The organism is Desulfosporosinus sp. FKB (assembly GCF_002196705.1).
GTDB lineage: Bacteria > Bacillota > Desulfitobacteriia > Desulfitobacteriales > Desulfitobacteriaceae > Desulfosporosinus.
In genome coordinates, this window is sequence record NZ_NADJ01000012.1 from 88,052 (window position 1) to 109,731 (window position 21,680).

The window sequence follows — 21,680 nt, forward strand, 5'->3', positions numbered from 1 at the left end:
TATCCCTCATTTCTTATTTAATTCTATCGCGATGGATAATATAATAGTTATGTTAACAGATAGCTATTAGGTTATTGATCAAATAGAACTCTTAGCACGAGTGTTGAATGGGTGAGCTTTTGTTTAAATCAGTATTAGTCTGCCTAACTGATGAGAATTTTAAAGAAGGTGAGATAAGTGCTCAGCGCGGGTATTGATGTCGGTTCTATGGCAACGAAGGCCGTTATTTTTGATGGAACCATTAGAAGTGCAGCTATAATTCCCACGGGCTGGAACCCGAAAGAAGCCGGACGGTCAGTTTTTCTGGAAGCACTCAACAAGGCAGGTCTGCAAGAAAAAGATATCAGTATTATCGTGGGAACAGGCTATGGTCGAGTTTCCCTTCCCTTTATCGATAAAAAGGTAACTGAAATAACCTGTCACGCTAAAGGGGCGAGATTCCTTTTTCCACAGACCAAAACAGTCATCGACATCGGCGGTCAGGACAGTAAAGTGATCTCAGTCAGTGATGATGGGACAGTTGCTGATTTTATCATGAACGACAAATGTGCTGCCGGGACAGGGCGCTTCTTACAAGTGATGACAGGCATTCTTGATATTACCTTAGATGAATTGGGTCAACTGGCTTCGAACAGCAAACCAGTAAGTATCAACAGCATGTGCACAGTTTTTGCTGAATCAGAGATTATCGGTCTCCTGGCTCAGGAGGTGCCCAAAGAAGCAATTGCTTCCGGAATAGTCCAGACCATAGCAAACAAGATGTTGAGTCTAGCCTCGAAAATCCCCTTGCGGGAAGAGGTCACTTTCTCCGGCGGAGTTGCTAACAATCCTGAGATCTGCCAAATTTTATCCAGCGCATTCAAGCTGAAATTCAATATATCCACTCAACCTCAAATCGTTGGCGCCCTCGGAGCTGCTATCGTAGGTTTCGAAAAATTTAGACTTGCCTAGTTTTATCTAATCATAAGACTCCCCAACTATCAAAAAGCGACTATCACCAAAGAGAAAGGATGGTAATAACGTGGAAGCCGATCTATTATGTGAATTTGAAAATTTGCGTTCGAATAGTATTGCGGAAATCCAAGCGGCTAAAGCTGAGGGCCGTAAGGTTGTAGGAAAATATTGTATCTATACCCCAACGGAGTTAGTCATGGCAGCTGGGGCCATTCCCCTGCCCCTGTGCAGTACGAAGCAGGACCCAATTTCCGTGGCCGAGAAGGTTTTGCCCCGCAACCTGTGCCCCCTCATAAAATCCAGTTATGGATTCGCCGCTTCCGGGGCCTGCCCTTACTTTAACATATCCGATCTTCTGATTGCCGAAACAACCTGTGACGGCAAGAAAAAAATGTATGAACTGCTTGCGGAGTTAAAACCTCTCCACCTGCTCCAACTGCCGCAAACTCAGGATATGAACGCTTTAGAGTATTGGCACAGCGAAATAACCAAGCTGAAAGACCGTCTGGAAAAGGACTTCAGCGTGACCATTACTGAGCAAAACTTACGAGAGGCCATCCATCTGCTGAATGAAGAACGGCGGTCCTTAAAAGACTTACAGGATATTACAAAACATAAGCCCTCACCCATCAGCGGCCTGGACTTACTGACGATTCTTTATAATCGAGGCTTTAGTATTGACAAAGAAGCAACCATTCAAAGAGTTGACCGCTTAACCCTAAAATTGAAGGAATTATCCAATCAAGGAGTCTCCCCTTTTAAGACCAATACACCGCGAATACTCTTAACCGGAGTTCCTGTGGGAATCGGCTGTCACAAGGTCGTCCAAATTATAGAGGAAAACGGAGGCAATGTTGTTTGTTTCGAAAGCTGCGGAGGTTATAAAGGTGTTTGTGACCAAGTTGACGAAGAGAAAGAGCCTCTATTGGCCATCGCCGAGAAATATCTCGCCACACCATGTTCTTGTATGTCGCCGAACAACACCCGCTTCGAACTTGTTCAACGATTAATCGAAGAATTTAAGGTCGATGGCGTCGTAGATCTCACCTGGCAGGCATGTCATACCTATAACATTGAGTCTTATAGTTTAAAGAAATACCTGCAGGAGAGGAAGACTGTTCCCTTTTTGCAAATCGAGACAGACTACTCCGAATCCGACATAGAGCAATTGAAAGTCCGAATTGAAGCTTTCCTGGAAATTATCAGTGTCACTTAACTACATATGACCTGCTGGGCTTGATAAAAAACGTAACTTAAAAGAAAAGGGGAAATAAAGTATGTCAGATATTAAATCTAAGCTCTTGTTAGATTTAGCTGATTCGGTTGTCAATATGGATGAAGAACAGACTGTAGAGCTCGCCAAGAATTATATCGCTCATAATCTTGATCCCTATGAAGGCATCAACCAGGGCTTAGCCCTAGGAATGGACCGTGCGGGCACCTTGTACGAAGAGGAAGAATATTTTATTCCGGAGCTGCTCATGTGTTCGGATGCTATGTATGCCGGGCTGGACGTTTTAAGGCCCCATTTAAAGCAAGACAATCTTGAGGATAACCATAAAATTGTCATTGGAGTTGTTCAGGGAGATACCCATGATATAGGCAAAAATCTTGTGAAAATAATGCTGGAAACGACAGGCTTCGAGGTAATAGATTTAGGCCGCGACGTGCCTCCCCTTGATTTTGTAAATACAGCCAAAGAAATTAAAGCTGATATTATCGCTTTATCAACTCTCATGACAACAACTATGGAGGGGATGCAAGAAGTGATCAGGCTCCTGGAAGGCGAAAATTTGCAGAATCAGATTAAAGTGATGATCGGCGGAGGGCCGATCTCCAAAGGCTTCGCCGACAAAATCGGAGCCTATTATGCTGGAGATGCCTCAAAGGCAGCTGTTTTAGCACAATCGTTGGTCAAGGAGGTTTAAGCCATCATGAAGGACAGGATGACACCGCTGGAAAGAGCTAAAGCTATCGCCCGAGGCGAAATGGCAGATCGTCTGCCTTGCAATCCCAATGTAGCTAATGGGGTAGCTCGGGTTTATGGCTGTAAGATATCCGAATTTAATAGCAATGCCCGGCTGATTGCCGCAGCTCAAGTCGCTTCTTATCGTCGTTTTGGCTACGATGGGGTAAGAATTTTTACGGATTTATTCCCTTGGGCTGAAGCAATGGGCGCGAAAATTAATTTTCCCGTTGACAATACAGCTGACCTGGCTGCTCCGGCACTGGGAGACCTGAGTGACATCAATCGTTTAGAAGCAGCTGATCCGTATAAAGACGGCCGCTTGCCGGTCCATATTGAAGCCATGAAATATCTGATTGAAGAATTAGGCGATGAAGTTCCTTGTGCCGGAGGAATTGTTGGTCCTTTTACCAATGCCTTTTTCCTATTAGGCATTGAACGGATGAGTAAGCTATTCTTTACAAATCCTGAAGTCATTCACCGTGCTTGCGAAGTTTCCCTGGAAACTTGTATCCGCTATGCTCAGGCGATAATTGATGTTGGTCTGACACCGACAATTTCTGAACCTATGTCTTCCTGTACTATTGTCGGCCCCAGGCATTTCCGAGAATTTGGCGAGCCTTATATCAAAAAATTAGTGCACTATATTACGAATCAAGGCAACCCCGTGACGATGCATATTTGCGGGAAAACCGAAAAAATATGGGAAGACATTGTCGCCATGGGTATTGCCGGATTCAGCGTCGATAATGTCGTGGATCTGCAGAAGTGCAAAGAACAAGTCGGCGACAGAGTTAAAATCCTGGGGCATGTCGATCCTTCAGCCGTTATGTACGCCGGCACCCCTGCTGATGTCCGCGCAGCGGTTATAAAATGCGTGCAGCAAGCTTGGGATTCACCGAAAGGCTATGTAATCATGTCCGGCTGCAGTTTGCCGGTGGAAACGCCGTTTACAAATATTGAAGCAATGATGGAGACAGCACGAGAAATAGGTTACCCTATTGATCCTGAAAAGTTGGATAAAATGTTACGTTAAAACCAAATAAGATCTGTCCTGCGTTACAGTCGTTAGGGCCGGAAGAAGGTGCCTGATTTGGAGGAAAAAGAACGTTTATTAAAAGTATTGAAGAGAGGCCAGGTTGATCGGCCTCCTGTTATTTGCCCGGGCGGCATGATGAGTGCCTGCGTAACGGAAATCTCCGAACAAATCGGAGGCTGTCAGCACTCCTCAGCTAAAGCCATGGTAACCGCTGCTCGGAAAATCAACGAGCTGGCAGGCTTTGAAAATTACGGCGTACCCTTTTGTCTAACAGCAGAAGCTGAAGCACTAGGTGCCGGCATTAATCTTGGCGATAACCTTATCGAACCCCGAGTCACTCACTATAATGACGAGCCCCTTGAAGCTATTATGCAAAACTATTCGATTGTTGACGTCACCGCGGGCCGAATGGGAGTAGTTTTAGCAGCGATCCACGAACTTCGTAACGACCGTATTCCGGTCATTGGCAATGTTTCCGGCCATATGAGTGCAGCTACCTCGGTCGTTGATCCACTGCTGATTTTCAAAATGCTGCGCCGGGAACCCGAGCGTGCTGCCCGCTTTTTAGAATTCATTAATGAATATCTGATTAGATATGCCTTAGAGATGGTTAAAGCCGGCGCAGACGTTATCTCCATCTCCGATCCCTCGGCAACAGGTGAAATTCTGGGACCGCGCAATTTCCAAAAGTTCGCGGTCCCCTACTATCAGAAAATAATTAAGGCTCTGCATCAGGAGAGTATCCCCGTCATCCTGCACATCTGCGGGAATGCCCGCAGTATCATCGACCCCCTTAACGAGGTTGAGGCCGACGCTGTAAGTTTCGACTCCATCGTCAACATAAAAGCCGCCCGAAAGGTAATTAAGACAGGACTCATGGGCAACGTCAGCACCCAGCTTCTGCACAGCGGAGAAAAAGCGAAGATCATATCCATCACCTGCAATGCTCTTCATTCAGGGGTCGATATTGCCGCACCGGCTTGCGGCCTCAGTATGGCTACACCTCTAAGCAATCTCAGGGCTATGACTAATTACGTGAAAGAAGGTTCTTATAGTTAAGATGTCTGCGACGATAAATAAGGCTGCAGGTAATGATCTTGCTGTTAATAAGGTTACAGTGCATTTCCCCTCTGAGGATCTCGCTATAGAAGTCAACGAAGGCACGCGGCTTTCGGAATGTATTAGAACAGCCGGGCTAGTCTCAGAGACACCCTGCAATGGCTTAGGACTGTGCGGAAAATGTCGTGTCGCTGCCCGGGGGGACCTCTTTCCCCCCGAGGAGCTGGAATGTAGATTCATCAATGAGCCTAACATCCGTCTGGCCTGCCAAGCGAGAGTAAAGGGTGACGTTTGGATTGAGCTTTTGGCCAAAGAAAAACAGCTCCAAACCATTGATCATGGTTTGGAGGTTGAGATTGAACTTGATAGTTCGGTCAAACAAGTTTTGCTGCCTCCTCTTGCCAGAACAGCACAGCCCTATCTCGAAAGCCTCTCTTATAGCTGTGACTCGCCCGATCTTTATCGTAAGATGGGCAAACTGGAGCTAAGGGGCACACTCCCGAGCTACGGTGTCATTCGGGATCATCTCCTTATTGACCTGGGAAGCGAACCAAGCGAAATCCTGGGGGTGGCTGTAGACATTGGAACCACCGGCCTGTCCGCTTATCTTATTAACCTGACCTCCGGAGAAACCCTTCTCAAAAAATCCTGTCTAAACCCGCAAACGGAGTTCGGTGGTGATGTCTTGTCACGGATCAGTTACTGCCAGGAAAATCCTCAAGGACCCGACCGTCTTCAAGAAGCTATTCTCCATAAGGTGAATGAACTTGTGCTCGAACTGACTGCAACCAGAGAAAGAGCGGAGCGTGTTTACCAGATAGTTATCGCAGGAAACACGACCATGCTGCACTTTGTTCTGGGGATCTACCCTGCTTCCTTGGCCCGGGCGCCCTATCGTCCGATTTTTTTGGAGCAAGTTAACCTAAATGCTAAAGAGATCGGTATGCAGATCAACCCGGCGGGGTTGGTAGTCCTCTTGCCTTCCGCCTCAGGGTATGTGGGGGCTGATATACTTGCCGGTCTGGCAGCTACGGCTTTTGTAAAAATAGATCATCCGGCAGTTTTTTTAGATATCGGAACAAACGGTGAAATTGTGGCTAATCTTGGCGGCAGGCTCCTTGCCACCTCAGCGGCTGCCGGTCCGGCCTTGGAAGGTATGAACATTTCCTGCGGCTGCCGTGCGGAAGAAGGTGCCATTGATACTTTTTTTATCGATGATAATTATGAGCTTAAATTCACAACAATTAGTGATGCCAAACCCAAGGGAATCTGTGGGAGCGGTCTTATTGATATCACAGCATCATTGGTTAAGCGGAAAATAGTTCTAGCGAGTGGCCGCTTTAATCCTAAACTCGACCCCAGAATTGAAGCCAGAATCCGAGATAAAAAATTTTATCTCACCGAAGAGATCTACATTTCCCAGTCAGATCTTCGCCAGATTCAGCTGGCCAAGGGCGCCATAGCAGCAGGGGTATCTATTCTCCTTGAAGAAACCGGTCTTCCGCTCGAGTCACTTGAAGAAGCAGTTATTGCCGGGGCCTTCGGTTATCATATTAATCCGGATAGTATCCGTGAGATTGGCCTCCTTCCCAAAGGATTTCGAGGAAAAATTACCTTTGTCGGCAATTCCTCTGTAGAAGGCGCCCGCTTGGCCCTGCTCAATAAGAATGTGCTGAAAGAGATCAACGAATTGAAACGTAAATTAGAGGTTTTGGAGCTTTCCACAGATCCTCGCTTTCAAGATTACTTTGTCAAAGCATTAGGTTTTTGAAAGCTTACAGGGCGCATTAAAACGCTGTTATCCATAGGTAATAGCATCAGCCCCTATCCCACCAGCTCCCAATATTAAGAATCCCGCAAGATTACTTGCGGGATTAATTATTCTATGGTGCGCCACCCAGGATTCGAACCAGGGACCTGCCGTTTAGGAGTCGGATGCTCTAACAGCTGAGCTAGTCGCGTAATTGCAATATTAACAGCTGCCGCCGCATCCTCCGCAGCAGCCGCTGTCACATCCTCCGCCATTAAAGGGTACTGCCGGACGTATTTCAAAGCCTCCGCCGTTTTCTGTATCAATATAATCTATTGTGGCTCCCTCTAAATAATCAGAGAGTTTTTTCTCGGTGAGGATAGAAACTCCGTATTCTTCGTCCAGAATATCTTCATCCGTTTTCGAATCATCCAGAGCCATGCCAAAATTCGGGCCGCTGCAGCCCATCCCTGCAAGATAGAGACGAAGGGATGAATTTTCTTTATTTTGGGCTTTGAGTATTTCTTTGACTTTTTGCGCTGCAAGTTCAGTTATTTTAACCATTATGGTCACTCCTTTATTAAAACTATATTCAAAGTCTTCACTTTTGGTTTAACCAATTTTTGCAAGTTGTACACCACAGGCTTTATACTCATACGTTTTAGAAACCTTATCAGAAGCTCCATTGGTTAAGACGTTGGTAGGTGTTTCCTTATAATGAAAGGTCATGAAAACCATGCCGGGCGGTACTCGTTCAGTTATCTTTAGTTTTGTTTCCAGTTCCCCACGCCGAGATGTCACTTTTACCAATTCTCCCTCTTCGAAGCTGAGACGTTCAGCATCCAACGGGTTGATCTCTGCTAATTCTTCCGGAGAATAGCTATCGAGTGCTTCTGAGTTCTGCGTGAAAACATTATAATGTGAAAGTTTACGGCCTGTGCTGAGAAGGAACGGGTACTGTTCATCAGGCAGCTCATTAGCATCCTGATGGGCAATCGCCATAAAAAGTCCTTTGCCGCGCGAGAAAGTTTCTTGATGTAAGACCTTGCTCCCGGGATGTTCAAGGCTCGGTACAGGCCACTGCAGTCCTTGCGTCCCAAGACGCTCATGGGTAACCCCTCCGTACAAAGGCGTAAGATTTGCTATTTCCTGCATGATTTCTGCTGAAGAATTATAGAAAAATGGATAACCCATGCGCTTGGCGAGTTCACAAATGATTTCCCCATCACTTTTAGCATTACCAATAGGCTCGATAGCCTGATTGACCATCTGTATTCGCCGTTCGGCATTGGTGAATGTTCCGGTCTTCTCTGCAAAACTAGCCCCTGGCAGAACAACATCCGCCAGTTTAGCCGTCTCCGACATAAAGATGTCTTGTACTACGAGGAAATCGAGGGATTCCATTCCCCTGCGCACATGATTGGCATCGGCATCGGTAACCACCGGATCTTCGCCCATAATATACATAGCGCGCAAATCTTTGTTACTAGCTGCCGGAAACATATCTGGAAGCATGAGTCCAATATTTGGACTTAGCGTTACGCCCCATGCTTCTTCAAATTTCTTTTGGACCTCTGGATTTGCGACCTTCTGGTACCCTGGGTAGTCGCCAGGCAATGCCCCCATGTCGCAAGAACCTTGAACATTATTTTGCCCGCGCAAGGGATTGACTCCGGAATACTTCTTACCTACATTGCCCGTTAGCATAGCCAGGTTTGCCAAACTCATCACGTTATCCGTACCTGTGGTATGCTCTGTTATCCCTAAGGTATAGAAAATCATGGCCCGTTCTGCCGTAGCATAGATTTTAGCCGCCTCAATAAGCTGTTCCAGGGGAACACCAGTGATTTGACTCACTAATTCCGGCGGGTAATTTTCAAGGTTCTCGTGGAATTTTTCAAACCCCTCCGTACGTTTTTCAATGAACGAGCGATCTTCCCAACCATTAGCCAGTATAATATTCATGATTCCGTTTATCAGAGCAACATCTGTCCCAGGGCGAAGTCTTAGCCATAGATCCGAACTCTCTGCCAGTTCAATTTTGCGAGGATCAGCGACAATTAGCTTTGCCCCTTTGGCTAAGGCTTGTTTCATCTTGGTTCCAACAACAGGGTGAGCTTCTGTAGGGTTAGCCCCAATAACAAACATAACTTTGGCATCCGGAATTTCGTCGAAGGAGTTCGTTGAAGCTCCTGACCCGAACGAAACCGCCAGTCCGGCTACTGTAGGAGCATGACAGACCCTGGCGCAGTGGTCGATATTGTTGGTCCCGATAACAGCACGCATGAACTTTTGCATGAGGTAATTTTCTTCGTTCGTACAATGAGCTGAACTTAAGGCAGCAAGAGCATTCGCTCCATAATTGTCTTTAATTTCCCGAAACTTTTTCGCCACTAAATCTAAGGCCTCATCCCATTCTGCAGGAACCAATGCACCCTCTTTTCGTATTAAAGGAGTTGTTAAACGGTTTTGGTTGTAAATCATATCCATCCCGAACCGCCCTTTGACACATAACGCTTTACCATTAACCGGGGCATTGGGGTTTGAGGTTACGCCAATGACTTTTCCGTCTTTCACGTTGAGATCGAAGTTGCAGCCTGTCCCACAAAATGGGCAAGTGGTTTGAACTTTCGCAATGTCCCAAGGACGCCCCTTGCCGACCATCTTCTTTTCGGTCAACGCTCCGACCGGACAGACAGAGACACAGGAACCGCAGAAGACGCAATCAGATTCGTGATAGGGAAGATTAAAAGCCGGACCGACTTGGGTATCGAACCCACGGAAAGAGAAATCCAAAACGCTCCGTCCTTGGATCTCATCACACGCCCGAATGCATTTACCACACAAGATACATTTATTGGGGTCCCTTAGAATGAAGGGATTCCCTTCGTCCACGGAAAGATGACGGCGCTCACCTTGATAAAGCTTTCCGGTAACACCATATTCATAAGCATATTGGGTTAAAGAGCAATTTCCCATCCTCTGACATGTCATACAATCTAACGGATGATTCGCAACCAACAGTTCCAGAATTGTTTTGCGGGCTGCCCGAACTCTGGAATTTTGAGTTTGAACGACCATGCCTTGAGTAACCTGAGTCACACAAGATGGGGGAAGATTACGCATCCCTTCGATTTGGACGATACACAAACGACAAGCGCCGGCAGAGGTAAGTTCCGGGTCATGACACAAGGTCGGAATTGAGATATCATGCATGCGGCAGGCTTCAAGCACAGTCGTTCCTTTTGGGACACTGACTTCTCGTCCATCAATGGTTAAAGTAAACCACTCCAAAATGTCTCACTCCTCATTCACAACATAGTCAATCATAACATAATCATTATGTACTGTCATTCATTTTAACTTATAACACTTATTATAGCCTTTCGAAACTTTATAAGCTAGTCTTTCTTAAATATTTATTAAGAAAATTTCAACAACGCCATTCAAAGTTTTTCCAACCACAACTATAATTCCGCCTGTTGTTTTCTTTTTCTTCTTCTATTTCTATTTTCATACCTTTTACTCCGTCCTATCGTGTCCTGTTTGTATAATCCGGTTTGTAGGCTTTCATTTTTTAAAACTAGATTAGTAATATTATTCTCGATATGGTTCCAGTTTAAAAAGGCTCTACATACTTATATTGTGTAATGATCTTTTCCTGATGAGTTCATGTTTCAATATTTATTAAGTACATAAAGACTTAAAAGGAGACTTCTCAAAATGGAATCAGGCGAACTATATTTTGCAATATTTTTCACCACTTCTGGGGCAATAAGGTTTAATAGGTTTTTGCGTAACAATAACATAGTAGCAGAAGTTAAGCCTGTGCCCAGAAATATTAACACAAGTTGCGCAGTAGGAGTGGAGTTTTACTATAATGGAGATTTAAGTATATTGTTAATCCAGGATATTAAACAAATATACAATATTAAAGGCAATCAGTATATTTTAAAGTACGCCAAAAACCACTAACAGCTGGTCCGATAGTGAAGTATCTGCTGCTCAGACGTCAATAAAGTATACGAAGGGAAAACATATATAGTTTTGGAGTGAAACCATGAAAGAGATATATTTAGATAATGCAGCTACTTCATACCCTAAGGCTCCGGGTGTAGCCGAGACAGTTTCGCATTTCTTATCTTCCATTGGCTGCAATGTTAATAGGGGGGCTTATACAAAAGCCTATCAAACAGAAGAAGTAATTTATGAAACAAGGGAATTACTCTGCCGTCTTTTTCGCTTTGATAAACCCGAGAATGTCGTATTTACAAAAAACGTAACAGAAAGCATGAACGTCATCATAAAAGGTCTCCTGAAATCTGGAGATCATGTCATAGTTTCTTCAATGGAACATAATGCTGTTATGCGGCCATTGAACAACTTAAGAGCACGAAATCTTGAGGTTGATATCCTGGAATGTAATAAGGAAGGGGCATTATCACCGGATCAAGTTGAATCTCTTCCAAGCCTGATTCAAGCAAATACAAAGGCTGTATTTATGACCGCAGCTTCCAATGTTTGCGGTACAATGTTGCCCTTGAAGGAGATCGGTCACTTCTGTCGTATGAATAACATTTTTTTCATCGTGGACAGTGCCCAAACTGCGGGCTTTACAGAGATGGACATGAATTGGCTTAATGTTGACGCACTTGCCTTTACCGGACATAAAGGATTGCTTGGTCCCCAAGGGATAGGAGGCTTTCTAGTAAATAAACGGATTGAACCATCTATAGAACCACTGATTGAAGGAGGTACGGGAAGTTTTTCCGAACTAGAGACTCAACCCGCTTGTATGCCAGATAAATTTGAAGCGGGAACACTAAATATTCCTGGAATTTTTGGACTTAATGCTGCTCTAAAATACCTTTTCAAAGTTGGCATCGATAAAATCCGCGAACAAGAATTACATTTACTGAATCTATTTATGACCAGGATATTAGAGATTCCGTCAGCGCAATTAATCGGAAAGAGCGATCTTCAGGATAGAACGTCAATCATCTCAATCAATTTTCCGAAGCATGATAATGCGGAGGTTAGCTATCTTCTATATAAAGAACATGGGATAATGACACGCTCAGGACTTCATTGTGCTCCGTCTGGTCACAAAACTTTGGGTACTTTTCCGCACGGAACCGTACGCTTTAGCTTTAGTCATTTCAACACAGAAGAGGAAGTTTTAAAAGTGATTGATTGTATATGGCGAAGTTTAAATACTTTGTAATATTTGTGACGCAAAAAAATCCCGCAATAACTTGCGGGATAATACATTCTCTGGTGCGCCACCCAGGATTCGAACCAGGGACCTGCCGATTAAGAGTCGGATGCTCTACCAGCTGAGCTAGTGGCGCGGAAATTGGTAGCCCCAACGGGATTCGAACCCGTGTTTCCGCCTTGAGAGGGCAGCGTCTTAGGCCTCTTGACTATGGGGCCGTAATTTGGCTCCGGGACTAGGATTCGAACCTAGGCTATGTGATTCAGAGTCACACGTGCTACCACTACACAATCCCGGAATACTAGATGCCTTTAAATTCAATAAGCATCACCATTACGTTATGCATAATCATTTGATTTGGATTATGTCACGGCCTTTATTATAATCCATTTACAACTAATATGTCTAGTCATTTTTGAAATTTTTTTAATGTCAGGGCCTATTCCTGTATGTCGCTCTTTAGGTCTTCATCTAATCGTAATCGTAAGACTCCCACTTGTAGAAGTGGGAGTGGTTCCCCGTTGTTCAGCTTTAGCTGAACGAGTTCACTTGTCTCGCTTAAAGCATATTCATAGCACTACCTCGCTGTACACAGTCTCATGTGCATTTGCCGACGTTTGATAGACAGCTGCGACAACTATGTTATTGTCCTTCAAAAATGCATTTGACGCAATATAATCATCTACCCGAAGCGCGATGCCGCATCCAGCTTTAATACCGGATGGCAATGGCATCACCCCTACCGAATATCCAGCCTGCAAAAGCGCCTTTTCGGCCAAAATAGCCGCATGCGTGTTGGCAAACGTAAGAATATAAGACACAGATAGCCTCCTAAAGATTAATAAGCCGCTTCGCCCCAGCCATAGCTGTAACGATGCCGTACATGTTGGTGATCTCACCGACCCCTAACTTCTCTGTAATCTCGAAATAATTGGTGCAAGTCCCACAGGTCAGGATAACCGTTCCCGCTGCTTCCAGAGCGCGCAAGTCCTCCAAGCAGTTTGAATCACTGCTGGTAAGGTATGACCCCGAATTGAAAAACAAAACATGCGTGGGCGGCGGCACAAGCTCCCTGAGTGCAAAGATGAAACCTTTGATCAGTATTTGGCCCAACTCCTGGCTGCCTTCCCCCATGGAATTCCTGCCGATGGCGACGACGAGCCCCGAATCTCCGTCTGTCGCGCAGCTTTCCACAGCACAGCCTTCTCCTGCAACAATGGTAACTTCGACATTGCCGTTTTCTTTCTGCTCATACTCGCTTTGATAACCCAGACCTGTTGCCATCTTTTGAAGATTTTGACGGGCAATGTCGTTATCTACTAAAACAGTTACCACGCCGCCAGCTTCCCCCAAGCTCTCCAGCGCTTTTTTTGCTCGAATGACCGGTATAGGGCAGACCTGTCCAATACAATCAATGTTATTCATGAATATTCCTCCTTAGCGTACTAAAATCGATGAATTTTGCGGCAGGAGCACTTCTCCTACGATTCTAGCCTGCGGTTCCACTTCCTGAATGGCACTTAACAGCTCTTGGGCACAGGATTTCGGGGCACTGAGAAACAGTCCTCCAGAGGTTTGCGGATCAAACATCAATTCCTGCAAGGCAAAGGGTGTATCGCCAAGATCCACAAAGCCCTGCATATGATTGCGGTTGCGCTGTGCAGCCGCAGTTATCAGATAATCTCCGGCATACTTATAAGCTTGAGGGATATATGGCAACTCCGAACTATACAATACTAACGATGTACCTTCCCCCGCCATTTCTCTTGCATGGGCTAACAGTCCAAAACCAGTGATATCAGTGCAGGCACTGATCGGAAAACTGTGCATTTTCTCCGCTGCATATTTGTTGAGCCGCTGCATGGAAGAAATCGCTGCCTGAACAGCTTGTTCATCTGCCATTTCTCCACGCAGCGCAGCCATAACGATACCAATTCCAAGTGGTTTTGTAAGGATCAGCTGATCCCCAGGAGCTGGTGTGTTATTACGCCAGATTCGTTCCGGGTCGAGACGTCCGGTGACAGCCAGCCCATATTTTGGCTCTTTGTCATAGATAGAATGACCGCCGCAAAGTACCGCTCCCGCCTCTTGGATCTTTTCCGCGCCGCCTAATAATATTTCACCCAAGGCTTCTAGTTCCATTCTCTCAGGATAACAAACGAGATTCAGAGCGAAAAGTGGTGTGCCCCCCATGGAATATACATCACTTAAAGCATTAGCAGCTGCGATTCGGCCAAACGAGCGGGCATCATCCACCATCGGCGAGAAAAAATCCACAGTAGAAACAATAGCAGTGTCCTGATTAATTTGATAAACGGCAGCATCATCTGATGCATCAAAACCAACCAGGAGCTTAGGATCGCCAAATACAGGCATACCGGACAACACCTTGGATAACTCACCCGGACCAATCTTGGCCCCGCAGCCGCCGGACGTACAGTTTGATAATAAACTCATCATGGAAATCCCTTCCTTATCACAGGTATTTGCATTATACTAATATAAAATAATCTCTGTTTACAGATTGGAGAAAAAAATGATTTATCTGGACAACGCTGCCACAACTCTAAAAAAACCTGATTGCGTCAAGGAAGCCGTTTTACAAGCCATGGATACGTTTGGCAACGCTTCACGCGGAGCGCATAGACCAGCGCTTGACGCCCTCCGTATGTTGATGGAAGCACGGATAGCCTTGGCTTCACTCTTTGGGCTTCTTGACGATCCTATGCGCGTTGTATTCACCCCCAATGCCACTGTCGCCTTAAACATCGCCATTGCCGGAATTAAAGGACATATCGTTACAACCGCTGCAGAGCACAATTCGGTACTGCGACCCATATACAGGCAGGATAATTATACCATTGTTCCTTGTGACATCCTAGGATGCATTTCGAGGGAAGCAATTTCCTCTGCCATCCGGCCAGATACTGAGGCCGTAGTACTTACACATGCTTCCAATGTCACAGGCAACGTATTCGATATACAGTCTGTCGGTGAATTATGTGCAGCACGAGGCGTGCACTTCATTGTAGATGCCTCACAAAGCGCTGGACTTTTGCCTATCGATATGAAAAACATATCAGCGCTTTGCTTTACAGGTCATAAATCCCTCTTCGGACCGCAAGGTACCGGAGGGCTCTGTTTAGGACCCAATTACATGCCCGAATCCCTGTATGTTGGGGGAAGCGGCCATCATTCTTTCGACTTCAAACATCCCCGGGAATTGCCCGATGCGCTGGAAGCTGGTACGCAAAATGCGCACGGGATTGCAGGATTATTGGCTGGCGTACAATATATACAATCCACTGGGCTATCAACAATTCATGGCCAGGCGGATACACTGGCACGCCTCTTTGCACATTCGCTGGCAGATACTCCAGGAGTTACACTCTATGGCGATTTGGCTGCGCCTCTCCGCACACCCATAGTCTCTCTCAATATCGAAGGGTATGATTCTGCTCAAGTCGCCGATCTACTTTTTGAAAAATACGGCATTGCGGTGCGCGCGGGGGCACATTGTGCACCATTGATGCATGATGGACTCAAACTATCCGGCTCCGTCCGGTTTTCTTTCTCGCATTTCAACACGCTAGAAGAGACAGAGTCCGCTATCGATGCCGTACGCACTTTAGCTAGTCGATAAAGAAAAAATACCAAATGCCGATTTCATATACCCATTCCTCTTTTAAATTTTCCGAATATATTCAATGGCCTTATCTAAACGTTCTACGCATTTCTTTTTCCCCAATAGAGCCATAACATCAAATAAGCCTGGGCTAACGGTTTGACCTGTTAAGGCTAACCTTGTGGGGTGAATAATAGTACCACCTTTAATCTCAAGCTCACTCATTAATTGTCGATAGGCGCTTTCAACGTTTTCTACATCAAATCGTTCTAGGGTATTCAAACAATTTCTGCCCTTGGTGAGCAAAGCCGCAACGCCTTCTTGTTTAACAAAATACTTCTCGCGGCCTTTTTCATCATAGGAAACAACGTCTTGAAAATAGTAACGACTTGCTTCGGTCAATTCTCCTAGAGTCCTTACTCTTTCTCTAACCGTGTTTACGACGTCACGAATATAGTCTCGATTTTCTTCAGCTTCTATGTTATTGATTAGACCAGCCCGAATAAAAAATGGTATGGCTTGTAGAGTTAGTCTATCTAAATCATAGGTGGTCATATATTGCCCATTAAGCCAAATTAGTTTCTGAACGTCATATACAGCAGCGGTTTTGGAAACCTTTTCTAGTGAAAAAGCAGAGATCGTTTGAGTAGGAGCAATGAGTTCACTCTGCTGCTCTGCCGGAGACCATCCAAGTAGAGTCAGATAATTGACTAAAGCTTCCGGTAAACAACCCATTTCTTGAAATTCGCCAACAGAAGTTGCGCCATGCCTTTTGCTCAATTTGCTGCGATCGGGTGCTAAAATCATTGATAGATGAGCGAATAATGGTATCTCGTAACCTAAAGCCTGATAGATTAAACACTGCTTTGGCGTGTTGGATAAATGTTCCTCCGCCCGGATAACATGGCTAATTTGCATGGCGTGGTCATCAACAACACAAGCAAAATTGTAGGCGGGTGTTCCATCCGACTTAACGATAATAAAGTCATCGAATTGTTTAGCATTAAAGCTCACAGCTCCTCTAATAAGATCTTCAACAACAACTTGACCTGAGTTCGGTACTTTCATCCTTATCACAGAAGGAATCCCCCGCATTAGTCTATCTTGAACTTCTTCAGGAGATAAGTTTCGACACTTTCCCTGATAACGAAAAGGCGTCCCCTCTTTTCGTTGCTTTTGCCGTTCTTCTTCTAATTCTTCTGCACTACAAAAACAATGGTATGCTTTATTTTCTTGAATTAACCTTTGGGCTGCTTTAGTGTAATGTTCTTGCCGTTGGGATTGAAAGTAGGGGCCAAATTCGCCACCTTTTTCCGGTCCCTCATCCCAATCGATCCCTAACCATTTGAGACTGCTTAATATTTGACTTACAGAGTCTTCCTTGAGTCGTTCTGTGTCTGTGTCCTCAATGCGAAGTATCAATTTCCCGTTGTGCTTTTTTGCGAATAACCAGTTGAACAATGCTGTTCTTGCTCCTCCGATGTGCAAATAACCTGTAGGGCTCGGAGCAAATCTGACTCTGATCTTTTCCATTTACTACTCTCCTATGTATTATTTAGCTCGAAAAAAGCCATTTGTACCACAAAAAATAAGTCCAAATTACAACATAGTTAGTTTTCAAACAATCCACTTCGCCAATTATAGATACATGGAGCGAACTCATCCCTAACCTCTTGGGTAGCACTCTTCAATAATTGGTAATTCACTTAAGCATCCCCCCCTAAAGGCTTATTTTTTCCGAATTTCGGAAACAGCAAAAATACTTATATAACTTATATATTATGAAATAATATTATAATTTAATTATACATGAGCCCAAATATAATTTTCAAGGTACTTGTGAACCTCACCTAGCTACACTTCGCTAAGAACGAAAACACTGTTTTCGCCGTAGGATAGGGGCTTCCGGCAAGCCCAAAATCCATGTCTCAAGGGTATCTCAAAGAGATGAAATCCTGCAGACGTTGGAGAAAGTTTTCGGCGTTGATCTCGAAAATAAGATTATGACCACATCTGAAATCAAAAAAATTTGCAATACCACAAATCAAGTCTGAATATACAACATAAATATGCCGAAAAATAAAGCTCTGTAGTCCGCATAAATGCTGTACTGACAGAGCTTTTTACTATATTTTTACTGCAAAACTCAGGATATCGAGACAAAACTTTGTGAGCTTATACTTTTTAACGAAAGGTAGTAATTGTTCCTGATAGGATGCATCTTTTAACGAAAAGGTACAAAAAACATTAACAGCACCGTCTTAAACGATGCTGTTTGCCCTAAAAAACCGTAGTACTGGACTTTTTATGTTCATTAATTGTATCAATTATTGAGTACTTATTTCAGCCAGGCTCGACATATTGGTGATCAATAGTTCGGACGGTTGTTAGCGTATCGACGGTATTACGAGCAAACCGTAACACCGATTTAGTAATAATCAGGGTGATTTTGCCATCAAGGGCATCGGCAAGCATTCGTCTGTATAAACAAGAACAAACTCCCAGTTCTTGTTTTCCTGGATATAGCGGGTATAATTATCAACTTGCATCGGTTGCGCGATTTGTTGGTTTAACAAGCACAGTGAGAATGAAAATGTCAGGTTTGAAATTCATTATCATTATTCACTTTAACTTATTGAAAGCATCTTTACAACGAAGACCATCGATGGCAATGGATACTAATCTATGGAATCGGTCAATATCGGAAGCGCTTCCTTGCTGCTCTAATGCCAGCAGAAGGCTAAACAAAAGAGTGCTTAAATCCTGCACATCGATATCTTCCCGTACCGCCTTCGCTTGCTGAGCCCGAGTAAGAAGATTAGCAATAGCCGATTGAAAATCCTGTAACACATCTGAGTTTGCTGTCTCACTAATTAAGGCACCACTTTTAAAAGCGTCTTTCCAGGCCCTGTTGGTAAAACCCTCATCCAAAACACGTGAAAATAAATCAAAAAATGCCTTGCCCGGATCGACATGATTCATCAGAGACTTAGCCTCTGATGTAAGCCGCTGCTTATAACTAATATTGACTGCCTCAAACAATGCTTCCTTCGTCGGAAAATGGCGATATATTGTACCGATACCTACCCCGGCTTGGTTGGCAATTTCACTAATCGGAATTGACAACCCTTTTTCGGCAAATATCTTTTGGGCCGCTTTCAGTATCTGCTCTCTGTTTTGTTTTGCGTCCGCCCGCAATGGTTTTGAATGATCGCCAAAATTGTCCTCATTGGGCTGTGGACTATCAGCCGTCTGGTTCAAAGACTGCTCTTTCTCTGTCATAGTGATAATCCCCCTTCTTTTCTAATTTTACTTAAAAAATTGGGCATTGACAAATGGAATTATAGTTCCGTATAATATTAACATAAACGGAATAACCGTTCCCTTTATTCAAACAAAGCGGACCTAGAGCGTTGACCTCTGTGGGGGCAACAGTACATCGCGGATCTCTGGATGATCTGGAGTGCTTACACAGTGGAGCAGCCGCTGCGGATGGTACATTCATCTGGCGGATGGTACATCATCTGGCGTTCATCCATGACTTCTATAACTTTGCCAACCCGGTCACAACCGATCAGCGCGCTGTTGAAGCAATGGGAGCTACTCTCATTTATCGGCTCTGGAAAGCCCTTCGTGATCACTTCCTGGACTTTGATTGCCAGGCATACCAAGCTTTGGATATTGTAGCGTAGTAATGTATTGATTTCGAGGCTATTTGAAAAATTAAGGAGTGATAATCATGAAAAATAGGATTTATTTTTTTACAGGTACAGGAAACAGTCTTAAGGTTGCAAAAGATATTGCCAAAGCATTACCCAATTGTGAGCTTGTTGCAATTTACAAAGACACTCTATTAGAGATACCATCTGGTTATGAGCGTATAGGATTTGTCTTTCCTAATTATGCCGGAGGTCCACCATCAATGGTAGCAAACTTTGTCCGTAAAATGAAGTTTTCGGATCAAAGTGATACCTACATTTTTTGTGTAGCGACATACGCAGGAAACAATGGTGCTGTTATTTCACAAATGGGCAATTTGCTTCAAAAGCGGGGTTTACAGCTGAACTATGGTGCCAAAATTATTTCGTATCCAAATGCGCTAACAGCATATCCCATGCCTATAGAAGTCAACGACATTTTAAAAAAGGCTGAAATCAATACCAAACCAGTAATTGATAGTATTGTTGCAAAGCAGCACATACCCATTTCAAACTTAGAAGAGTCAGATAAAGAGAAGTATGATAAATTTATTGCTCTAATTCAAAATAGCAATAGTGGCTACGATGTCAATGATGATTGTATCTCCTGCGGGATATGTCGGGATGTTTGTCCGGCAAAGAATATAACCCTAGAGGATGGAAAGCCTGTATTCCACCACCAATGCGAATGTTGTATGGCCTGCATTCAACACTGCCCAAAACGAGCCATCAATTACGAGAATAAGACACAAGATAGAGAGCGTTATACACATCCTGATATTGGTCATAAAGTCATTTCACAATATTACATGCATCAAGATGTAAAATCAAACGATAACAGTTAGAGATATAATTATTCTGAATGTATCGTCTATGAATCGCCCATAAATATCAGGCTGAACTAAGGTTAGATTGATCATATCAGCTGTCGTATTTGGATGCTGGACCATCTGCGGAAACACCGGTAAATAGGCATCTGTTGAAAGCGGCACAAAGGCACCTAAAAAGGCTATGAAAACAATAAATCCGCTGTCTTCTTCTCTAATAAATAGATTTTCAACGATATCAGGTGGGATTGGAGCTTCTCCCATTCCGATTTCAGACATTATCGTTTTAACACCTCTTCAATTACTAATGATTGCTATTATTGGAGGCCTTTCGTGCCGTGAGTTTAGTAAAGAGACGAGCCCTTGGTATCGCAATATTTTAATCTTTTGCCTTTGTTCATCAGTCATATAGAAATCCCTCCTTGACAAGCATTCATCACTTAAAAAGCAATAGTTGTCAAGGAGGGATTTGCGTTCGGTAAGACTTAGCTACTTACTCTAACTAATATCCGGAATATTTGTTCCTTATTTACCTGTTCTATTTGCGTATTCTGAACCTGCCGGATAGCGATCCCCCTTAATCTCGATCTTCGAGAGCGCCTCGTTCAAATCATTTATTTCATCGAGAGTCAGCTTGATGTCCGCTGCGCCAAGATTTTCTTGCAGGCGCTCCATTTTGCGCGTGCCAGGAATCGGAACAATCCACGGTTTCTGGGCAAGTACCCATGCTAGCGAGATCTGTGCTGGAGTTGCATTTTTACCTACAGCAACCTTTTTTATCAGTTCGACCAAAACCTGATTGGCTTCGAGATTCTCCGGTTTAAAGCGCGGAACAATGTTGCGAAAGTCGGAACTAGCAAAGGTTGCATTCTTATCAATTTTTGCAGTAAGGAATCCCTTGCCAAGTGGACTAAACGGAACAAAACCGATTCCAAGTTCCTCTAGGGCAGGCAGCAGTTCTTCTTCAGGATTTCTCCACATCATTGAGTATTCACTTTGAATTGCAGTAAGCGGCTGAACCGCGTGTGCACAGCGTATTGTTTGTACTCCTGCTTCGGAAAGCCCCCAATACTTAACCTTACCTTCCTTAATTAAGTCTTGTACTACTCCGGCCACTTCCTCGATCGGGACATTTGGGTCAACACGATGTTGATAGTATAGGTCAATGGCTTCAACTTTCAGGCGTTTGAGGGAGCCTTCAACGGACTGCCTAATGGTCTCAGGCTTGCTGTCAAGTGCCTGCTTGCCATTAACCTCTTTAATACCAAACTTGGTAGCGATAACTACCTCCCCCTTGAACGGGGCAAGTGCTTCACCGACTAACTCCTCATTGACATATGGTCCGTAAACTTCGGCGGTGTCAAAAAAATTAACACCCCGGTCGATTGCCGCATGGATTAGAGAAATGGCCACTTTTTTATTCGACGCTGGGCCATAACCATGACTCATTCCCATGCACCCAAGCCCGATTGCTGATACTTCCAAGCCGCCTTTTCCTAATTGACGCTTTTGCATGTACTTTTCCCCTTTAGTCAGACAAATCATCG

Annotated in this window: 19 protein-coding genes, 3 tRNA genes and 1 pseudogene; 10 read left to right on the plus strand and 13 right to left on the minus strand. The window is 44.3% G+C overall.

What is annotated here, in order from left to right; translation table 11 throughout:
* The first annotated feature begins 177 nt into the window (after nucleotides 1-177).
* From B5Y67_RS03150 to B5Y67_RS03175, 6 genes are all read left to right on the plus strand, one after another.
* Nucleotides 178-951 carry an acyl-CoA dehydratase activase gene (locus tag B5Y67_RS03150; protein ID WP_088225101.1) on the plus strand — a complete coding sequence of 258 codons (774 nt, stop codon included), beginning with the start codon at nucleotides 178-180 and terminating at the stop codon, nucleotides 949-951.
* Nucleotides 952-1,021: 70 nt separating this feature from the next.
* Nucleotides 1,022-2,170 carry a double-cubane-cluster-containing anaerobic reductase gene (locus B5Y67_RS03155; protein WP_088225102.1) on the plus strand — a complete coding sequence of 383 codons (1,149 nt, stop codon included), beginning with the start codon at nucleotides 1,022-1,024 and terminating at the stop codon, nucleotides 2,168-2,170.
* 61 nt (nucleotides 2,171-2,231) lie between these two features.
* Nucleotides 2,232-2,882 (plus strand): corrinoid protein, encoded by a 651-nt coding sequence (locus B5Y67_RS03160; protein ID WP_088225103.1) that lies wholly within the window; start codon nucleotides 2,232-2,234, stop codon nucleotides 2,880-2,882.
* Between the two features lie 6 nt (nucleotides 2,883-2,888).
* The gene (locus tag B5Y67_RS03165) at nucleotides 2,889-3,956 is read left to right on the plus strand and encodes a uroporphyrinogen decarboxylase family protein (protein WP_088225104.1); all 1,068 of its coding nucleotides are present in this window, start codon (nucleotides 2,889-2,891) and stop codon (nucleotides 3,954-3,956) included.
* 48 nt (nucleotides 3,957-4,004) lie between these two features.
* On the plus strand, nucleotides 4,005-5,018 hold the full coding sequence (locus B5Y67_RS03170) for a uroporphyrinogen decarboxylase family protein (protein WP_242975812.1): 1,014 nt from the start codon (nucleotides 4,005-4,007) through the stop codon (nucleotides 5,016-5,018).
* 1 nt (nucleotide 5,019) lies between these two features.
* Nucleotides 5,020-6,789 (plus strand): ASKHA domain-containing protein, encoded by a 1,770-nt coding sequence (locus B5Y67_RS03175; RefSeq protein ID WP_088225106.1) that lies wholly within the window; start codon nucleotides 5,020-5,022, stop codon nucleotides 6,787-6,789.
* 201 nt (nucleotides 6,790-6,990) lie between these two features.
* Here the strand turns inward: B5Y67_RS03175 and B5Y67_RS03185 are convergent, their stop codons facing one another.
* The gene (locus B5Y67_RS03185) at nucleotides 6,991-7,332 is read right to left on the minus strand and encodes an iron-sulfur cluster assembly accessory protein (protein ID WP_088225107.1); all 342 of its coding nucleotides are present in this window, start codon (nucleotides 7,330-7,332) and stop codon (nucleotides 6,991-6,993) included.
* Nucleotides 7,333-7,380: 48 nt separating this feature from the next.
* On the minus strand, nucleotides 7,381-10,062 hold the full coding sequence (fdhF, locus tag B5Y67_RS03190; protein ID WP_088225108.1) for a formate dehydrogenase subunit alpha: 2,682 nt from the start codon (nucleotides 10,060-10,062) through the stop codon (nucleotides 7,381-7,383).
* Nucleotides 10,063-10,491: 429 nt separating this feature from the next.
* Here fdhF and B5Y67_RS03195 point away from each other — a divergent pair, with 429 nt between their 5' ends.
* Nucleotides 10,492-10,743, plus strand: coding sequence for a DUF3343 domain-containing protein (locus B5Y67_RS03195; RefSeq protein ID WP_088225109.1), 252 nt, complete (start codon nucleotides 10,492-10,494; stop codon nucleotides 10,741-10,743).
* 85 nt (nucleotides 10,744-10,828) lie between these two features.
* Entirely contained in the window at nucleotides 10,829-11,992 is a 1,164-nt protein-coding gene (locus B5Y67_RS03200; protein ID WP_088225110.1) for an aminotransferase class V-fold PLP-dependent enzyme, read from the plus strand.
* A gap of 51 nt (nucleotides 11,993-12,043) precedes the next feature.
* Here B5Y67_RS03200 and B5Y67_RS03205 read toward each other — a convergent pair.
* The 6 genes from B5Y67_RS03205 to selD form a co-directional block, all read right to left on the minus strand.
* Nucleotides 12,044-12,119, minus strand: a tRNA-Lys gene (locus B5Y67_RS03205).
* A gap of 6 nt (nucleotides 12,120-12,125) precedes the next feature.
* Nucleotides 12,126-12,201 (minus strand) — tRNA-Glu (locus B5Y67_RS03210).
* A 6-nt stretch (nucleotides 12,202-12,207) separates the two neighbouring features.
* Nucleotides 12,208-12,281 (minus strand) — tRNA-Gln (locus B5Y67_RS03215).
* Nucleotides 12,282-12,552: 271 nt separating this feature from the next.
* Nucleotides 12,553-12,804 carry a DUF3343 domain-containing protein gene (locus B5Y67_RS03220; RefSeq protein ID WP_088225111.1) on the minus strand — a complete coding sequence of 84 codons (252 nt, stop codon included), beginning with the start codon at nucleotides 12,802-12,804 and terminating at the stop codon, nucleotides 12,553-12,555.
* A 10-nt stretch (nucleotides 12,805-12,814) separates the two neighbouring features.
* On the minus strand, nucleotides 12,815-13,408 hold the full coding sequence (gene yedF / locus B5Y67_RS03225; protein WP_088225112.1) for a sulfurtransferase-like selenium metabolism protein YedF: 594 nt from the start codon (nucleotides 13,406-13,408) through the stop codon (nucleotides 12,815-12,817).
* 12 nt (nucleotides 13,409-13,420) lie between these two features.
* Complete coding sequence (gene selD, locus B5Y67_RS03230) at nucleotides 13,421-14,443, minus strand: selenide, water dikinase SelD (protein ID WP_088225113.1); 1,023 nt, start codon at nucleotides 14,441-14,443, stop codon at nucleotides 13,421-13,423.
* A gap of 76 nt (nucleotides 14,444-14,519) precedes the next feature.
* Here selD and B5Y67_RS03235 point away from each other — a divergent pair, with 76 nt between their 5' ends.
* Nucleotides 14,520-15,626: an aminotransferase class V-fold PLP-dependent enzyme gene (locus B5Y67_RS03235; RefSeq protein WP_088225114.1), complete on the plus strand. Its 1,107-nt coding sequence runs from the start codon at nucleotides 14,520-14,522 to the stop codon at nucleotides 15,624-15,626.
* A 42-nt stretch (nucleotides 15,627-15,668) separates the two neighbouring features.
* On the opposite strand, the gene gltX is transcribed toward B5Y67_RS03235, so the two are convergent.
* The 3 genes and pseudogenes from gltX to B5Y67_RS03245 form a co-directional block, all read right to left on the minus strand.
* Nucleotides 15,669-17,141, minus strand: coding sequence for a glutamate--tRNA ligase (gltX, locus tag B5Y67_RS03240; RefSeq protein WP_088225115.1), 1,473 nt, complete (start codon nucleotides 17,139-17,141; stop codon nucleotides 15,669-15,671).
* Between the two features lie 819 nt (nucleotides 17,142-17,960).
* A pseudogene (locus B5Y67_RS25760) lies at nucleotides 17,961-18,154 on the minus strand (recombinase family protein); the annotation flags it as partial.
* A gap of 76 nt (nucleotides 18,155-18,230) precedes the next feature.
* Nucleotides 18,231-18,890, minus strand: a complete 660-nt coding sequence (locus tag B5Y67_RS03245) for a TetR/AcrR family transcriptional regulator (protein WP_088225116.1) — start codon at nucleotides 18,888-18,890, stop codon at nucleotides 18,231-18,233.
* Nucleotides 18,891-19,347: 457 nt separating this feature from the next.
* Between B5Y67_RS03245 and B5Y67_RS03255 the strand changes: the two genes are divergently transcribed.
* The gene (locus tag B5Y67_RS03255; RefSeq protein WP_088225117.1) at nucleotides 19,348-20,151 is read left to right on the plus strand and encodes an EFR1 family ferrodoxin; all 804 of its coding nucleotides are present in this window, start codon (nucleotides 19,348-19,350) and stop codon (nucleotides 20,149-20,151) included.
* Here B5Y67_RS03255 and B5Y67_RS03260 read toward each other — a convergent pair.
* Nucleotides 20,134-20,412: a hypothetical protein gene (locus B5Y67_RS03260; RefSeq protein ID WP_088225118.1), complete on the minus strand. Its 279-nt coding sequence runs from the start codon at nucleotides 20,410-20,412 to the stop codon at nucleotides 20,134-20,136. The two genes, B5Y67_RS03255 and B5Y67_RS03260, sit on opposite strands and share 18 nt — an antisense overlap.
* A gap of 246 nt (nucleotides 20,413-20,658) precedes the next feature.
* Nucleotides 20,659-21,648 (minus strand): aldo/keto reductase, encoded by a 990-nt coding sequence (locus B5Y67_RS03265; RefSeq protein ID WP_088225119.1) that lies wholly within the window; start codon nucleotides 21,646-21,648, stop codon nucleotides 20,659-20,661.
* Nucleotides 21,649-21,680: the final 32 nt, after the last annotated feature.

Coding starts and splice junctions, on each gene's coding strand:
- B5Y67_RS03160 (WP_088225103.1), top strand. CDS start 2,232: ATGTCAGATATTAAATCTAAGCTCTTGTTAGATTTAGCTGATTCGGTT.
- B5Y67_RS03165 (WP_088225104.1), top strand. CDS start 2,889: ATGAAGGACAGGATGACACCGCTGGAAAGAGCTAAAGCTATCGCCCGA.
- B5Y67_RS03175 (WP_088225106.1), top strand. CDS start 5,020: ATGTCTGCGACGATAAATAAGGCTGCAGGTAATGATCTTGCTGTTAAT.
- B5Y67_RS03185 (WP_088225107.1), bottom strand. CDS start 7,332: ATGGTTAAAATAACTGAACTTGCAGCGCAAAAAGTCAAAGAAATACTC.
- B5Y67_RS03195 (WP_088225109.1), top strand. CDS start 10,492: ATGGAATCAGGCGAACTATATTTTGCAATATTTTTCACCACTTCTGGG.
- B5Y67_RS03200 (WP_088225110.1), top strand. CDS start 10,829: ATGAAAGAGATATATTTAGATAATGCAGCTACTTCATACCCTAAGGCT.
- yedF (WP_088225112.1), bottom strand. CDS start 13,408: ATGAATAACATTGATTGTATTGGACAGGTCTGCCCTATACCGGTCATT.
- selD (WP_088225113.1), bottom strand. CDS start 14,443: ATGATGAGTTTATTATCAAACTGTACGTCCGGCGGCTGCGGGGCCAAG.
- B5Y67_RS03235 (WP_088225114.1), top strand. CDS start 14,520: ATGATTTATCTGGACAACGCTGCCACAACTCTAAAAAAACCTGATTGC.
- gltX (WP_088225115.1), bottom strand. CDS start 17,141: ATGGAAAAGATCAGAGTCAGATTTGCTCCGAGCCCTACAGGTTATTTG.
- B5Y67_RS03245 (WP_088225116.1), bottom strand. CDS start 18,890: ATGACAGAGAAAGAGCAGTCTTTGAACCAGACGGCTGATAGTCCACAG.
- B5Y67_RS03255 (WP_088225117.1), top strand. CDS start 19,348: ATGAAAAATAGGATTTATTTTTTTACAGGTACAGGAAACAGTCTTAAG.
- B5Y67_RS03260 (WP_088225118.1), bottom strand. CDS start 20,412: ATGTCTGAAATCGGAATGGGAGAAGCTCCAATCCCACCTGATATCGTT.
- B5Y67_RS03265 (WP_088225119.1), bottom strand. CDS start 21,648: ATGCAAAAGCGTCAATTAGGAAAAGGCGGCTTGGAAGTATCAGCAATC.